Raw genomic sequence first — 14,925 nt, 5'->3', positions numbered from 1 at the left:
TGACGCGCGCGGGCCGTCGCGTCAGCCGGGCACGATCACGGCGCGGCCCTCCAGCCGGCCCGCCTCCATGTCGCGGTAGGCGTCGAGCGCCCGGTCCAGCGGGAACTCGGTGACGTCGGGCCGCAGCAGCCCCCGCGCCGCCAGGTCGAGGACCTCCGCCAGCTCCGGCCGCGTCCCCCAGTAGGTCGTCTGGAACGACACCTCGTAGGGGACGGAGAAGAACGACACCGGCAGCGTGCCGCCGCCGATGCCGACGATCGTCACGTCGCCGAGCATCCGCGCCGACGCGGCGGCGATCGCGAGCGTCGCGTCCACGCCGACGAAGTCGAGCACCACGTCCGCGCCGCGCCCGCCGGTCGCCTCCCGCACGGCGTCCGCCGTGCCGCCGCCGGACGGGAGGGCGAGGTCGGCGCCGTGCGCCATCGCGCGCTCCCGGGCCTCCTCCCGCGTGTCGACGGCGATGACCCGGGCGGCGGTGGTGGCCTTGAGGACCTGCACCCCCAGGTGGCCGAGCCCGCCCGTCCCGATCACGACCGCGGTCGCGCCCGGCGGCAGCTTCGCCCACGACCGCCGGACGGCGTGGTACGGGGTGAGCCCGGCGTCGGTCAGCGGCGCCGCCGCCACCGGGTCGAGGCCGTCCGGCAGCGGCAGGAGGAACCGCGCGGCGGGGACGAGCAGGTACTCGGCCATGCCGCCGTCGAGGCCGAGCCCGCCGCCGCCTCCGGGCACCGGCGCCTCCGCCGGGTTCTCGCAGTAGTCCTCCGCCCCGATCTGGCAGCGCGGGCAGATCCCGCAGCCCCACGGCCCGTACACGGCCACCGGCCGGCCCACGTCGAGCCCGCGCACGCCGTCGCCGACGGCGTGCACCCACCCGGCGTTCTCATGGCCGAGGGTGAACGGCGGCCCCCACGGCAGCGTCGCGCCGTCGAAGTCGCGCATGAGGTGCAGGTCCGAATGGCAGGCCCCCGCGCCCCCGACCTTGACGACGACCTGGCCCGGCCCCGGCTCCGGCTCGGCGACCTCGACCAGCTCCGGATCGGACTTCCACTCCAGCAACCGAAGTGCGCGCATGATCCCTCCCTGAAATGCCCCGTCCCACCCCGCATACCCCGAAACCGGGATGCGTTGCGCTAAGTGGGCAGGCTGGAGGGCGGGCCGGTGCCGGCGCGAGGGGTGAGGCGGGCGTCCTCGTCCTGCGCGCCGGCCGGGGCGGGGAGCAGCAGGGCGGGCAACGGGATGCCGAGGAACGTGCTCACCGCCTCCAGCGTGTCCGCGTCGAACGAGCAGGCGGGCGTGGCCGGGGGCAGGTCGGCGGCCGTGTACGGGCGGCCGGTGGCGACGGTGAGGGCGTCGGCCAGCGCTTCGGGCGTGTGGCCGCGCGCCCGCGTCCACCAGGCGATGTTGGCGGCCACGTTCTCGTTCATGCCGCGCGGCTGGCGGGCGGCGGAGGCCGGGCGGGGGCGGGGTCTCCGGCGGCGGGCGGCCAGGGGCAGCGGGACGAGCAGCGCGCCGAGCAGCGGCAGCGCCCACGGGTAGCCGGCGGTGTGCGCGGTGAACGCGATCGGCTCGTCCAGCCCGCCGATCTCGCCGCGCACGGTGTAGCGGCCGAACGCCGGCGCGCCCAGCGTGAACGGGATGTCGTACGTGCGCTCCTGGCCCGGGTCGAGCGTGCCCAGCGCGGGCGCGGTGACCAGGTCGGCGGGGTCGGGACCGCGTCCCATGGTCAGCGAGAGCGGGACGTCGGTGAGGGGTGTCGTGCCCTCGTTGCGCAGGGTGACGCGGAGGGTGCGGTCGGCGGCGCCGCCGAGCCAGCCGTCCAGGAGGCCGCCGCCGCGTACCGAGACGGCGGTCGCGGACAGCCGGCGGGTCCCGCCCGCTGCCGACGCGGCGGGACGTTCGGCGGCCGACAGCGTCGGCACGCCCGCCACCTTGATCGGGACGGTCCGGGCCGCGCCGCCGGTGACGGGCCGCACCGCGATGACGCAGGGGCAGCCGACCGGCGGCTTGGCGACGTTGAGCATCACGGCGGTGGCCTTGCCCTCGCCCGCGTAGGTGCTGGCGGACGCCGCCACCGCGCAGTCGGCGGTGCCGCGCCGCGCCTGGTTGCCGCACAGTTCGACGAGGAGGTTGCCCGGTGCGAAGCCGGTCAGGCGCACGGTCACGGTCTGGCCCGGCTTGACCGCCGTCCGGTCGAGGCCGATCGCGGGTTCCGCGTGGGCGGGAGTGGCGAGCAGCGGCACCGACGCGGCGGCGGCGAGGGCGGCGGCGAACCTGAGCGTTCTCATCGGGCGCTCCTCGGACGTCGGCGCCGCGCGTACACGGCCCCGGCGGCGAGCACGGCGACGGCGCCCGCGATCAGCCACGGAACGTGCCACAGCGACGCCTTGCGGGCCACCGGCCGTGCGGCGACCGGCCTGCCGGTCTGCGGGTCGGTCGGCGAGAGCCTGACCGAGGCGGCCAGCCGTCCCGCCGGCGGGACGCCGCCGATCCGCTCCGTGAAGGTGTAGCTGCCGCCGGGCAGCAGTTCGGGGATGCCGCGGGAGACCTGCTCCCCGAGCGGCAGCCCGAACGGCCCCTGCGCGCCGATCCTGGCCAGCGCGGTCATCCGCAGGTTCCCGGTGTTGCGGACGGTGTAGGTGACGTCCATCCGGCCGTTGCCGACGAGCGGCGCGTCGTACCCGGTGCGCAGCGCGGTGACCTGGAGGGCGGGCGCGAGCGCCCCGGCGGCCCGCAGGTAGACGCGCGCCGCGACCCGCCGGTCGACGTTGACGCGCTGCCCCCGCGCGGTGGTCCGCTGCTCGGTGACGGACGCGACGATGCCGCCGCCGTGGTCGCCCGGCGTGGCGTCGTGCGGCACCTTGAGCGTGAACGGCACCTGCACCGTCCTGCCCGCCTTGACCGTGTACGAGCCGCGCTCGATCGTCACCCACGTCCCGACGCCGGTCGGGGTGCGGTCGGCGGTGAGCAGGCCGAACGAGCCGTCGGCGGTGGTGAAGGCGTCGGTGGCGTACACCCGGAACGTCCGGGCGCGGTCGCTCAGGTTGGAGATCGACACCTTGTCCCGGACGGTCTGCCCGGGGGAGAGCGAGTAGCCGAAGTAGTCGCGCCCGCTGGGGCCCTTCGGCCCGGCGGGCCGCACCGCCCAGGCCATGGCGCCCGGGTCGCCCGGGGCGGCCGCGGCCGGCGCGGGCGGGATGAGGAGGACGGCCGTCAGGACGGCACCGCCCGCGAGGGCGGCCTTGCTGGTCATGGTGGGCTCCGCGGGTGGGGGTGGCGCCGCGGCGGGGCGCGGCGCCACCGGACGGGTCAGGACAGGGTCAGCGTGAGCGTGCCGGTGTACGAACCGGGGGTGACGCCGGCCGGCACGAGCAGGTCGAGCCCGGCGCCGGCCTCGAAGACGCCGCCGCTGGCCCCGGCCGCGGACGTGGCCAGGGTCTGCGCGGTGCCCAGGCCGCGGACCCGCGGTCCGGGGGCGACGGCCGCGCCGGAGCCGTCCTCGACGACCGCGGCGCTCGGCGTCCACGCCAGGTTCGCCGCCGGGATGGTGCCGCCCTCGGCCGAGGACAGGTCGCTCATCTGGCCGACGAGGTTCCAGCCCGCGTCGGTGCCGCGCGCGTCGGTGACGGTGGCCTTGTGCAGCGCGCCGGTGGCGCTGCCGCCGGGCGCGGCGTCGGTCAGCGCCACGTCGGTGCCGGCCATCGACATGCTGAGGGCGCCGGTCCGGGTGACGTCGGCGGTGATGCGCTGGTCGCCCGTGCCGCCGCCCGGCTCACCGGTGCCGGGGTCCCCGCCGCCCGGGTCCGGGTCCGGGTTCTCGCCGCCGGTGAAGGTGACCGGCGTCGCGGTGTCCTGGCTGCGGTCGGGCGACCCGTGGGCGGCGAGCGTCAGGATGTAGCACTGGGTGGTGAGGCAGTCGACCTTGTTGCCGTCGCCGTCGGTGTACTGGGCCTTGACGCCGGTCAGGGTCAGGTCGAAGGTGCCGTCGGCGTTCATCTTCGCCTGCCCGGAACTGCCGGACGCGTTCTTGTGCACCCACTTGGTGGCCTGGAACGCGTTGGCGTTCAGGTACCAGTCGGCGCCCTTCTTCGGGCCGAACGCCACATAAACGCCGAAGCCGTTGTTCTTGTCCGGGTCGAACCCGGCGCCGGTGACGCGGATGTCCTGGCCCGCCGGATCGGCGCCGGTCGTCGGCGTCACGGTCGTGGACGGTCCGGCGGCGAGCGCGGGCGCCGCCGCGAGGCCGAGCCCGAGGACGGCGGCCGCGCCGAGGACGGCGGTCCGGCGCGACGTCCGACCGAGGGGGGATCTCATGGATTCTCCTAGCGAGGAGGGGACACCGGCGCGAGCGCGCCGGAGACGGTGGCCGCCGGGCCGGGCGGCACGGCGGGGGCGGGTCCGGAGGAGGCGGGTCCGGAGGAGGCGGGATCAGCGGCGGCGGGCGAGGCGCCGCACCGCGAGCGCGGCGGCGGCGACGGCGCCGACCGCGAGCCAGAACGGCCATGGCGACCGCGCGGGAGCTCCGGCGGCCGTGACGCGGTACGGCTCGACGGCGAGCGGTGTCGCCGATCCGGCCGGGGACGCCTGCGGCGCGGCCCCGGCGGCGGTGGGGGAGGAGGAAGCGGCGGTGCTCGCCGTGGTGTTCGGGGCCGCGGTCGTCCTGCCGCTCGGCGCGGCGGCCGGGCTGGAGGCGCCACCGCCGGGGGCCGTCCCGCCGGAGGGGCGGGAGGCGCGGAACGACACCGGGACGAAGGCGTCCTGGCTGCGGTCCGGCACGCCATGGGCGGCGAAGGCCATCACGTAGCAGCCGGTCGCGGCGCAGTCCACGGCGCGCCCGTCGCCGTCGGTGTACTTCGCCTTCACCCTGAGCGTCACCGTGAACGTCCCGGCGGCGGACATCCGGGCCTGCCCGGCGCCGCTGCCGCCCCGGTGCACCCATACCGCCGACGCGAACGCGTTGGCGTTGCGGTGGAAGTCGCCTCGGCGCGGCCCGAAGACCACGTACACGCCGAACCCGTTGTTGCGGGCGGCGTCGAAGCCGGAGCCCGCGACCGTCACCTGCTGCCCGCCCGGAGCGAGGTTCGCCGTCGGGGAGACGCGCAGCGACGCCGCGTGCGCCGGGGGCGCGACCGCGACGAGGCCGGCGCCCGCCGCGGCGACCGCGACGACCGGACCGAGGATGCGCTGACACCGGCTCACGCTGACGACTCCTGTTAGGTAAGGCTTGCCTAATGAAAGTTAGGTAAGGCTAAGTTAAGGTAATGATCCGCTCGGCGTAAAGAGGCAGAACGCCGGGTCAGCACGGCAACGGCATTGGGACGGACGAATGAGACCGCTGCGCACCCCCCTCCTGCTCGGTGCCCTGGGACTGGCCGCATGGACCGGAACGGCGGCGGCCCACGCCGACGCCGGCTCGGCCACCGGCGCCCGGGGCCAGACCCTCACGGTGTCCAAGACGTCGGGCCTGAAGGCCGGCGGCGAGACGGTCACCGTCAGCGGCAAGGGCTTCGACACCCGCAAGGGCGTCTACGTCGCCTTCTGCAAGGACAACGGGCCCGGCAAGGCGCCGAGCCCGTGCGGCGGAGGCGCCGACACGACGGGCTCCACCGGCGCGTCCCACTGGATCTCCGACAACCCGCCCCCGTACGGGCGGGACCTCGCCGTGCGCTACGGGACCGGCGGCACGTTCAGCGTCACCCTGAACGTCGCGGCGCGGCTCTCCGCCACCGTGGACTGCGCGGAGACTCGGTGCGTGGTCGCCAGCCGCGCCGACCACACCCGGACGGCGGACCGCACGCAGGACGTCCGCGTCCCCGTCTCCTTCGACGGCGGCGGGACGCCCGCGGCGGTGTGGGCGGGCGGTGCCGGAGCGGCGGCCGTCGTCGTGGGAGGCGGAGCGGTGCTCGTGCTGCGCCGCCGCCGGAGCGCCGCGGAGCACGCGAGGTGAACGTCGCCAGACCGCGCCTTCTCGGCGCGTCCGCCGTCGTCCTGGCGGGGCTGCTGCTGAGCGGCTGCGCCGCCGGCACGGCCGCGTCCAGGACCACCGCCGCCGACCCGGCGGCGACCTGCGGGCCGTCCACGGTCGAGGTCGCCCGCGACGTGAAGCCGATCGGCCCCGCGCCCGAGCCGAGGCTGCCCGTGACGGTGCGGTCGGCGGACGGCCGGGACGTCACCGTCCGCAGCGCCGACCGCGTCCTCGCGCTCAACATGTACGGGTCGCTCGCCGAGATCGTCTACAGCCTCGGCCTCGGCGACCGCATGGTCGGCCGGGACGCCTCCACCACGTTCGGCGGCGCCGCGCACCTGCCGCTGGTGACCACGAACGGCCACGACCTGTCGGCCGAGGCCATCCTGCGCCTGGACCCGAGCGTCGTCATCGCCGACGCCGGGATCGGGCCGCCCGAGGCGATGGACCAGCTCCGCGCGGCCGGCGTCCCCGTCGTCCTCGTCGGCGACGACCAGACGCTGCCCGCGATCGGTGAGCACGTCACGGCGGTGGCCGCCGCGCTGGGCGTCCCGGCGGCGGGCAAGGCCCTGCGCGCCCGCATCGACGAGGAGATCGAGGCCGGCCGCGCTGCGGCGGCGGAATCGGCCGCGCCGCTGCGCGTCGCGTTCCTCTACCTGCGCGGCACCGCCGGGGTCTACCTCATCGGCGGCAAGGGCGCCGGCTCCGACGCGCTGATCGAGGCGATCGGCGCGACCGACGCCGGAACCGCCGCCGGGCTGTCCGGGTTCCGGCCGCTGACCAGCGAGGGCATGATCAACGCCGCGCCCGACGTGATCCTCGTCCTGACCAAGGGGCTGGCGTCGGTCGGCGGCGTGCGCGGCCTGGTCGGGCTGCCCGGCATCGCGCAGACGCCCGCCGGGCGCGACAGGCGGGTCGTGGACGCCGACGACGGGAGCCTGCTCACGTTCGGCCCCCGCACCGGCGCGACCATCAAGGCGCTGGCCGCCGCCGTCCACCGGCCGTGCGCGCCATGACCGCCGTCCAGGAGAAGGCCGCCCCTCCGGCGGCGGCCAGTGGGGGGAAGCGCCCGGCGCGGCTGCGCGGGACGCTGCTGATCGGCGGGCTGGCCGCCGCGCTCGTGGCGGCGGTCATCGCGGGCGCGAGCCTCGGGCAGGTCGGCATCCCGCCCGCCGAGGTGCTCGGCTCCATCGCGCACCGGCTCGGGCTCGACCTCGGGCCGGTGCCGTCGGGACCGCAGGGCGACAACGCGCTGTGGGTCGTCCGCTTCCCCCGCGTCGCGCTCGCCGTCGTCACCGGCGCGGCGCTCGGCTGCGGCGGCGCGATGATGCAGGGCGTCTTCGGCAACCCGCTCGCCGAGCCCGGCGTCATCGGGGTGTCGTCGGGCGCCGCGACCGGCGCCGCCGCCGTGATCGTGTTCGGGCTGACCGCGTTCGGCGGCTGGACGGTCGTCCTCGCCGCGTTCGCCGGCGGGCTCGCGACGACGCTGCTGGTGTACGCGGTGTCGCGGGCGGGCGGCCGTACCGAGGTCGTCACGCTGCTGCTCACCGGCATCGCGGTCAACGCCGTCACCTCCGCCGCGCTCGGCCTGCTGATGTTCGCCTCCGGCAACGACGCGCTGCGCGCCATCACGTCCTGGCAGCTCGGCAGCCTCGCGTCCGCGACCTGGCCCGCCGTGGCGGCCGTCGCGCCGTGCGCCGCGGCGGGCATCGCCATCGCCTGCGCGTGCGCCCGCCGGCTGGACGTCCTCGCGCTCGGCGAGCGGTCCGCGCGGCAGCTCGGCGTGGACGTGGAGCGGCTGCGCTTCACGGGCATCGCGGTCATCGCGCTCACCACCTCGGCGGCCGTGGCGTTCAGCGGGATCATCGCGTTCATCGGCCTGGTCGTCCCGCACCTGGTGCGGATGGCGGCGGGCCCGGGCCACCGCGTCCTGATCCCGGCGTCCGCGCTCGGCGGCGCGGTGCTCGTCGTCGTCGCCGACGTGGTGGCCCGGACGTCCATCGCCTACCAGGAGCTCCCGCTCGGCGTGCTGACGTCGCTGGTCGGTGGCCCGTTCTTCTTCTGGCTGCTGCGCCGGACCCGGACCCGCGCCGGAGGCTGGCAGTGATCGCCCTGCGCCGCCGGACGCGCCTCCCCGGGCCGTCCGAGCCGGGCTCGGTGGCGCTCGCCGCGCACGGCGTCACCGTCAGGCGGGGCGCCCGGACCGTCCTGGACGGCGTCGACCTGGAGGTCCGGCACGGCGAGACCCTCCTCCTCGTGGGCCCGAACGGCGCGGGGAAGTCGACGCTGCTGTCGGCGCTGGCCGGCGACCTGCGCCCGTCGGCCGGGCGGGTCGCGCTCCACGGCCGTCCGCTCGACGCGTGGACGCCCCGCGAGCAGGCCATGCGCCGGGCCACGCTGCCGCAGCACCACGCCCTCGCGTTCGCGTTCACCGTCGCCGAGGTCGTCCGCATGGGCCGCAGCCCCTGGGCGGGCACCGAACTGGAGGACGAGGACGACGCCGCCGTGGCACGCGCCATGCGCGACGCGGACGTGGCCGAGTTCGCCGACCGTCCGTTCCCCGCCCTGTCGGGCGGCGAGCAGGCGCGGGCGGCGCTCGCCCGCGTGCTGGCCCAGCGCGCCGGGACGCTGCTGCTCGACGAGCCGACCGCCGCCCTCGACATCCGGCACCAGGAGCAGGTGTTCGCCCTGCTCCGCGGCGAGGCGGCGCGAGGGCGCGCCGTCATCGCCGTCGTCCACGACCTGGACCTGGCCGCCGCCTACGCCGACCGCGTCGCGGTGCTGGCGCACGGCCGGATCGCGGCCTGCGGGCCGCCCCCGCACGTCCTGACGACCGCGCTGCTCAGCGAGGTCTACCGGCACGACATCGAGGTCATGCCCCATCCCCGTACGGCCCGCCCGGTGGTGCTGCCGCACCGCCCGCCGGCACCCGACCGCAAGGAAACGACATGACACAGACCCTTGAGCGCTTCTCGGCCCGCCTCCGCACGGCCACCCGCCCCGACCACGGCGGCACCGAGCAGACCGCGTACATGACCGCCCTGCTGGACGGGCGGCTCACCCGCGACCAGTACGCCGCCCTCATCGGGCAGCTGCACTCCGTCTACGACGTCCTGGAAGAGGCCGCCGACCGGATGCGCGCCGACGAGGTCGCGCGCCGGTTCGACTTCCCGGTGCTCCGCCGCCGCGCCGCGCTCCAGGCCGACCTGGCGTTCTACTACGGACCGGACTGGGCGGCGCGCGTCCGCCCCAACGACGCGACCCGCCGCTACTGCGACCGCCTGCGCGAGGTGTGCTTCGACTGGCCCGCCGGGTTCGTCGCCCACCACTACACCCGCTACCTCGGCGACCTGTCCGGCGGCCAGGTCATCGGCGCGCGGGTCGCGCGGACCTACGGGCTCGCCGGTGCGGACGGCGTCCGCTTCTACCGCTTCGACGACCGGCCGAAGGCGCTCAAGGACCGCTACCGGACCCTGCTCGACGCGGCGCCGTGGGACGAGGCCGAGCAGGACCGCGTCATCGGCGAGGTCCGCGTCGCCTACCGGCTCAACGCCGGCCTGGCCGCCGCCCTGGACGGGGAGCTGCCGGCCGCCTCGCAGATTCCCGGTAATTCCCGTTGACTTAGTAGGGAATTGCGGCCATGCTGGTCGGCATGCACGCACGGACCTCTTCTCTGTGGACGCGGCCGCACGTCGATCTGGGCCGTCTGGCGAGCGCGCTGTGTCGCCCCGCCGCGCCGCTCGGCGGCGCAGCGCAGCGGCACCCGTGAACCAGGAGAGGAACCCGGCAGGATGACGACGAGCACGAGCGCCCCGGCGGCGGGCGCACCGGCGACGGGCGCACCGGCGACGGGCGCACCGGCGACGGCGGAGGGCACGCTGGCCGAGACGGCGGCGGCGCTGGCGCGCAACAGCGGTGAATGGCTGGCGCGGGTGCGGTTCGACCCGCAGGGGCGCTGGTACGAGCGCCTCCACCGCGACGGCGACCGGGAGATCTGGCTGATCAGCTGGCTCCCCGGCCAGAGCACCGGCCTGCACGACCACGGCGGCTCGCGCGGCGCGTTCGCGGTCGCGCTGGGCGCGCTGGAGGAGTCCGACCCGGGCGCGGTGCGCACGCTGGCGCCGGGCGAGGTCCGCGCGTTCGGGCCCGACTACGTGCACGAGGTGCGCAACACCTCGGCCGCCCCGGCGGTCAGCGTGCACGCCTACTCCCCGCCGCTGGCCGCGATGAACCGCTACGACCTCGTCGGCGGCCGACCGGTGCTGCGCGACACCGAGGAGGCCGGCCGCTGGTGAGGGCCGCCTCTCCGGGGGGTGGCCCCGGGGAGGCGGCCGTTTGCGGTGCCCCCGGCGGGGTACTCGCCGTGCCTGGCCGGTCGCGGTTTCGGCAGGGGGAGGAAACGGTCGGTGGGGATTCCGGGGATGTCCCTGGCCAGGACGGTGCTTTCCATACCGAACGCGGCGTCGCGGACGGCCGTGCGCGGTGCCGCCGCCGGAGTGCGGACCACCGTGCGCGCCGGCGCCGGAGCCCTGGGCTCGGTCGCCACCCTCGCCGCGGGCGGCCCCCGGCGCCGCGTCTGGGCGCACGGCGGCCGGGCGCACATCCAGGCCAACGGCCTGTCGGGCGGCGGCCCGCGCCACCGGCGGTACACCGGTGCGCTGACGAGCGCGCTGCGGAACCTGGACGGCGTCGACTGGGCGGAGGTCAACGCGGTCGCGGGGAACGTCCTCATCACCTACGCGCAGGGCGCGGTCGACGTGGACACCCTGGTCGAGACCGTCCGGTCCGTCGAGGAGGCGCACGGCGCCACCCGCTTCGACGAGGAGGCGCACTTCCGCCGGCCCGACGACGACATGGCGCGGGCGTCGGCGGTGAGCGCGCTCGCCGCCGACTGCGCCGGGGTCGCCGCCGCCGTCCTCGGCAGGCTGCTCGTCCTGCCGCCGGTGCCCGCCCCGGTCCGCGCGGCGGTGACGCTCGCCGAGACCGTCCCGAGCCTGCGGACCGCGCTGGAGCACCGGCTCGGCGTGCTGCGCGCCGACGCCCTGCTGGGCGTCGCGACCGCCGCCGTCCACGGCGCCGGGCAGGGGATCGCGCCGCCGGTCACCGACGCCGTGCACCGCGTCTTCCAGCTCTACGAGTTCCGCGCGCACCGCGAGGCGTGGCGGCTCCGCGAGCCGCAGCTGGCGGTGCCGGGCCGGCAGCCGCACGAGTGCGGCACCCCCGCCGAGCGGCCGCGCCCCCTCCCGGACGGGCCGGTGGAGCGGGCGTCGCGGCGCACCGCGCTGGCCCAGCTGCTCGGCTCCGGCGGCGTCCTGGCGGGCACCCGCGACGCGTCCGCCGCCGCCGAGGTGCTGCTGGCGACCGTGCCCAAGGCGGCCCGGCTCGGCCGGGAGGCGTTCGCGGCGGTGCTCGGCCGCGACCTCGCGCGGCGCGGCGTGGTCGTCCTCGACCCGGGCGCGCTGCGCCGCCTCGACCGGGTCAGCGCGGTCGTCCTCGACTCCGCGGCGCTGTGCGACGGCGAGCTGCGGCTGCTCTCCGCGGTCTCCACGAGCGCCGCACTGGACGACGCGGACGTGTGGCGCGCGGCCGGCGAGGTGCTCGCCGGCCACGGCCGCGCCGCGCTGGAGGGGCCCGGCCCGTGGCCGGGCGCGGGACGGCGGCTCGCACGGGCGCCGGACGCGCCGTCCGGCGGCCCCGGCGACCCGGACGGCATCACCCTCGACCTCCTCGACGACCGGGGCGAGCGGTGCGGCCGGGTCCGGGTCGGCACCTCGCTGGACCGGCTGGCCGAAGGGCTGCTGGCGGCGGCGCACCGGGCCGCCGACGTGGTCGTGCTGACCGAGCACGCGAGCACTCGGGAGCTGCTGGCCTGGGGCGACGACTCCCCGGTGGCCGCCGAGGACCTGGCGCGCTCGGTCGAGGCGCTGCAGCGCGACGGCCATGTGGTGCTGGCCTTCTCCAGCGGCCGGAGCGAGGCCCTGGACGCGGCGGACGTGGGCGTCGGCGTCCTGCGCGGCCACGGCCTGGCCGACTGGCGCGCCGACCTCGTCTGCGGCCCCGGGCTGGCGGAGGCGTGGCGGCTGCTGGACGCCGTCCCGGCGGCGCGGCGCGCGAGCGAGCGCTCGGCGCAGCTCGCGCTGAGCGCGTCCGCGCTGGGCGCGCTGCTGATCGCGGGACGGCCCCGGCGCCCCGCCCGCCGGGGGCCGCTCAGCCGGATCACCGGCACCTGGCGGGACGTCCCGCCCGTGCACGCCGCCGCGCTGTCGGCGATGTTCGCCAACGCGGTCGGCGCCCGGCGGCTGAACCACCGGCCGCTGCCGCCGCCCGTCGTCCGCGACGCCTGGCACGCCCTCACGGCGGCGGAGGCCTACCGGCGGCTCACCCCCGTCGCCGACGGGGACGAGGCCGGCGGGCCCGGACTCGCCGAGGCGCCGGTGCTGCGCCGCGCGGCCGGGCCGCTGCGCACGGGCCTGCGCCTCGCCGCGGCCGTCCGGCAGGAGCTCGACGACCCGCTCACCCCCATCCTCGCGCTCGGCGCGGCGGCCTCCGCCGTCGTCGGGTCCAGCGTGGACGCGGCCCTGGTCGCGGGCGTCATGACCGGCAACGCGTTCATCGGCGGCGCGCAGCGGATGCGGGCCGAGCGCGCCCTCGGCGAGCTGATGCTGGGCCAGCAGGTCCACGCCCGCCGGGTGCCCGCCGCCGCGCTGGAGACCGTGCGCGGCCCGGACGGCTTCGCCCGGCTCGGGACCGCCGGCGGCGACCGCGTCGCGGCCGCCGGCCTGCGCACCGGCGACGTGATCCTGCTGCGTTCGGAGGACGTCGTCCCGGCGGACGCCCGGCTGCTGCACGCCGAGTCGCTGGAGGTGGACGAGGCCACGCTCACCGGCGAGTCCGTCCCCGTCGACAAGGGCACCGAGCCGTGCCCCGGCGCCGAGCCCGCCGACCGGCACTGCATGGTCTACGAGGGCACGGTCGTCGTCGCGGGCGAGGCCGCCGCCGTGGTGGTCGCCACCTCCGACGCCACCGAGACCGGACGGGCCGCCGCGCTCGCCGGCGCCGCCGACACCTCCGCCAGCATGCAGACGCGGCTGGCCGAGCTCACCCACCAGGCCCTGCCCGCGACCGCGCTCGGCGGCGCGGCCGTCACGGTGCTCGGGATGCTGCGCGGGCTGCCGCTGCGCAGCGCGCTCGGGTCCGGCGTGGCGGTCGCCGTCGCCGCCGTCCCGGAGGGGCTGCCGCTGGTCGCCACCGTCTCGCAGCTCGCCGCCGCGCGGCGGCTGTCGCGGCTCGGCGTGCTCGTCCGCTCCACCCGCGCGCTGGAGGCGCTCGGCCGGGTGGACACCCTGTGCTTCGACAAGACCGGCACGCTCACCGAGGGCAGGCTCCGGCTCGTCCGCGCCGCCGGGCCCGCCCGCGCGCTGCCGCTCACCGGCGACGACGCGCGGCGCGTCCTGCGGGTCGCCGCGCGCGCGTGCCCGCCGCCCGGCGGCCGGACCGCCCCGCACGCCACCGACCGGGCCGTCCTCGAACGGGCCCGCGGCCTGCCGCCCGACCGGCGGTGGCGGCTGGAGGAGGAGCTGCCCTTCGAGACCACCCGCGGGTTCTCCGCCTCGCTCGGCCGCGACGGCGACCGGTGGCTCATCGCCGTCAAGGGCGCGCCCGAGGTGCTGCTGGCCAAGTGCAGCCGGCTCGACGGGGAGGGCGGCCGGCTCACCGCGTCCCGGCGCCGCGCCGCCGCCGGGACGGTGCGGCGGCTGGCGGGGGAGGGGCTGCGCGTGCTCGCGATCGCCGAGCGGCCCGTCGCCGACGCCGGCGAGGTGCGCGGCGACATCGCCGACCACGTCGCCGACCTGACGCTGCTCGGCTTCATCGGCATCGCGGACCCGCCGCGCCCCACCGCCGAGGAGGCCGTGCACCGGCTGCACGAGGCCGGCGTCCGGGTCACCATGATCACCGGCGACCATCCGGCGACCGCCGCGGCCGTCGCCGCCGAACTCGGCATCCCGGGCGCCGGCGAGGTCGTCACCGGCGCCGAGCTGGACGCCATGCCCGCCGGGGAGCGCCGCCGGGCCGTCCAGCGGGCCGCCGTCTTCGCCCGCGTCACCCCCGCCCACAAGGTGCGCATCGTCAAGGACCTGCGCCGGGCCGGCCGGGTCGTCGCGATGACCGGGGACGGCGCGAACGACGCCGCCGCGATCCGCCGCGCCGACGTCGGCATCGCGGTGGCCGGGCGCAGCTCCGGCGCCGCCCGCGACGCCGCCGACCTCGTCCTCACCGCGCCCGACACCGCGCTGATCCTGGACGCGCTGCGCGAGGGCCGCGCGCTGTGGCACAGCGTCCGCGACGCCGCCGCGATCCTCGTCGGCGGCAACGCGGGCGAGGTCGCCTTCACCGTCCTCGGCACGGCGCTCGGCGGGAACGCCCCGCTCAGCACCCGCCAGCTCCTGGTGGTGAACATGCTGACCGACATGCTGCCGTCACTCGCCGTGGCGATCACCCCGGCCGACCCGCGGCCCGCCGCCGAGGTCCCGCTCGGCACCGCGCCCGTGCGCGGGTTCACCGGCCAGGACATGGGCCGGGTGCTGGCCGTGCGCGGCACCGCCACCGCGGCCGCCGCCCTCGCGTCCTGGCACACCGGGCGGCTCACGGGGCTCGTCCCCGGCGGCCGCCGCCGCGCCTCCACCATGGGCCTCGCCGCGCTCGTCGGCGCCCAGCTCGGCCAGACCCTCATCGCCCGCTGGCACAGCCCGCTGCTGCTGGCCACCTGCGCCGTCTCGGCCGCCGCGCTGTTCGGCATCGTCGAGACGCCGGGCATCAGCCAGTTCTTCGGCTGCACCCCGCTCGGGCCGGGCGCCTGGACGGTCGTGACGCTGTCGGCGGCGGCCGCGACCCTCGGCGCCGCCGTGGCGCCCCGGCTGCTGCCACCCGGGGACGGGTGGCAGGCCGCGCCGGAATGACGGGCT

At 77.7% G+C, this 14,925-nt stretch carries 13 protein-coding genes; 8 read left to right on the top strand and 5 right to left on the bottom strand.

Translation table 11 applies throughout. The features are described from left to right. Nucleotides 1–21: 21 nt before the first annotated feature. From HUT06_RS32010 to HUT06_RS31990, 5 genes are all read right to left on the bottom strand, one after another. Entirely contained in the window at nt 22–1,071 is a 1,050-nt protein-coding gene (locus tag HUT06_RS32010) for an NAD(P)-dependent alcohol dehydrogenase (protein ID WP_176199103.1), read from the bottom strand. A 59-nt stretch (nt 1,072–1,130) separates the two neighbouring features. After that, entirely contained in the window at nt 1,131–2,285 is a 1,155-nt protein-coding gene (locus HUT06_RS32005) for a hypothetical protein (RefSeq protein ID WP_176199102.1), read from the bottom strand. Next, a complete protein-coding gene (locus HUT06_RS32000) occupies nt 2,282–3,250 on the bottom strand; it encodes a DUF916 domain-containing protein (protein WP_176199101.1) in 969 nt (322 codons plus the stop codon). Before HUT06_RS32000 ends, HUT06_RS32005 begins: the two co-directional genes overlap by 4 nt. A 56-nt stretch (nt 3,251–3,306) precedes the next feature. Then, a complete protein-coding gene (locus HUT06_RS31995; RefSeq protein ID WP_176199100.1) occupies nt 3,307–4,311 on the bottom strand; it encodes a hypothetical protein in 1,005 nt (334 codons plus the stop codon). 114 nt (nt 4,312–4,425) lie between these two features. Further along, nucleotides 4,426–5,196: a hypothetical protein gene (locus tag HUT06_RS31990; RefSeq protein ID WP_176199099.1), complete on the bottom strand. Its 771-nt coding sequence runs from the start codon at nt 5,194–5,196 to the stop codon at nt 4,426–4,428. 127 nt (nt 5,197–5,323) lie between these two features. Between HUT06_RS31990 and HUT06_RS31985 the strand changes: the two genes are divergently transcribed. The 8 genes from HUT06_RS31985 (at nt 5,324) to HUT06_RS31955 (ending at nt 14,919) form a co-directional block, all read left to right on the top strand. Further along, nucleotides 5,324–5,944 carry a hypothetical protein gene (locus HUT06_RS31985; protein WP_176199098.1) on the top strand — a complete coding sequence of 207 codons (621 nt, stop codon included), beginning with the start codon at nt 5,324–5,326 and terminating at the stop codon, nt 5,942–5,944. After that, complete coding sequence (locus HUT06_RS31980) at nt 5,941–6,978, top strand: hemin ABC transporter substrate-binding protein (protein ID WP_176199097.1); 1,038 nt, start codon at nt 5,941–5,943, stop codon at nt 6,976–6,978. The genes HUT06_RS31985 and HUT06_RS31980 overlap by 4 nt, the downstream gene beginning before the upstream one ends. Beyond that, nucleotides 6,975–8,069, top strand: a complete 1,095-nt coding sequence (locus HUT06_RS31975) for an iron ABC transporter permease (protein WP_176199096.1) — start codon at nt 6,975–6,977, stop codon at nt 8,067–8,069. The genes HUT06_RS31980 and HUT06_RS31975 overlap by 4 nt, the downstream gene beginning before the upstream one ends. Further along, complete coding sequence (locus HUT06_RS31970) at nt 8,066–8,914, top strand: heme ABC transporter ATP-binding protein (RefSeq protein WP_176199095.1); 849 nt, start codon at nt 8,066–8,068, stop codon at nt 8,912–8,914. The genes HUT06_RS31975 and HUT06_RS31970 overlap by 4 nt, the downstream gene beginning before the upstream one ends. Then, a complete protein-coding gene (locus HUT06_RS31965; RefSeq protein ID WP_176199094.1) occupies nt 8,911–9,582 on the top strand; it encodes a heme oxygenase (biliverdin-producing) in 672 nt (223 codons plus the stop codon). The genes HUT06_RS31970 and HUT06_RS31965 overlap by 4 nt, the downstream gene beginning before the upstream one ends. A 20-nt stretch (nt 9,583–9,602) precedes the next feature. Further along, a complete protein-coding gene (locus tag HUT06_RS45700) occupies nt 9,603–9,731 on the top strand; it encodes a putative leader peptide (RefSeq protein WP_368406996.1) in 129 nt (42 codons plus the stop codon). A 22-nt stretch (nt 9,732–9,753) separates the two neighbouring features. Then, a complete protein-coding gene (locus HUT06_RS31960; protein WP_176199093.1) occupies nt 9,754–10,257 on the top strand; it encodes a cysteine dioxygenase family protein in 504 nt (167 codons plus the stop codon). Nucleotides 10,258–10,383: 126 nt separating this feature from the next. After that, entirely contained in the window at nt 10,384–14,919 is a 4,536-nt protein-coding gene (locus HUT06_RS31955; RefSeq protein ID WP_176199092.1) for a cation-translocating P-type ATPase, read from the top strand. The last annotated feature ends 6 nt before the right edge of the window (nt 14,920–14,925 follow it).

The organism is Actinomadura sp. NAK00032 (assembly GCF_013364275.1).
Classification (GTDB): domain Bacteria; phylum Actinomycetota; class Actinomycetes; order Streptosporangiales; family Streptosporangiaceae; genus Spirillospora.
This window is presented reverse-complemented; position numbering and strand designations above follow the sequence as displayed.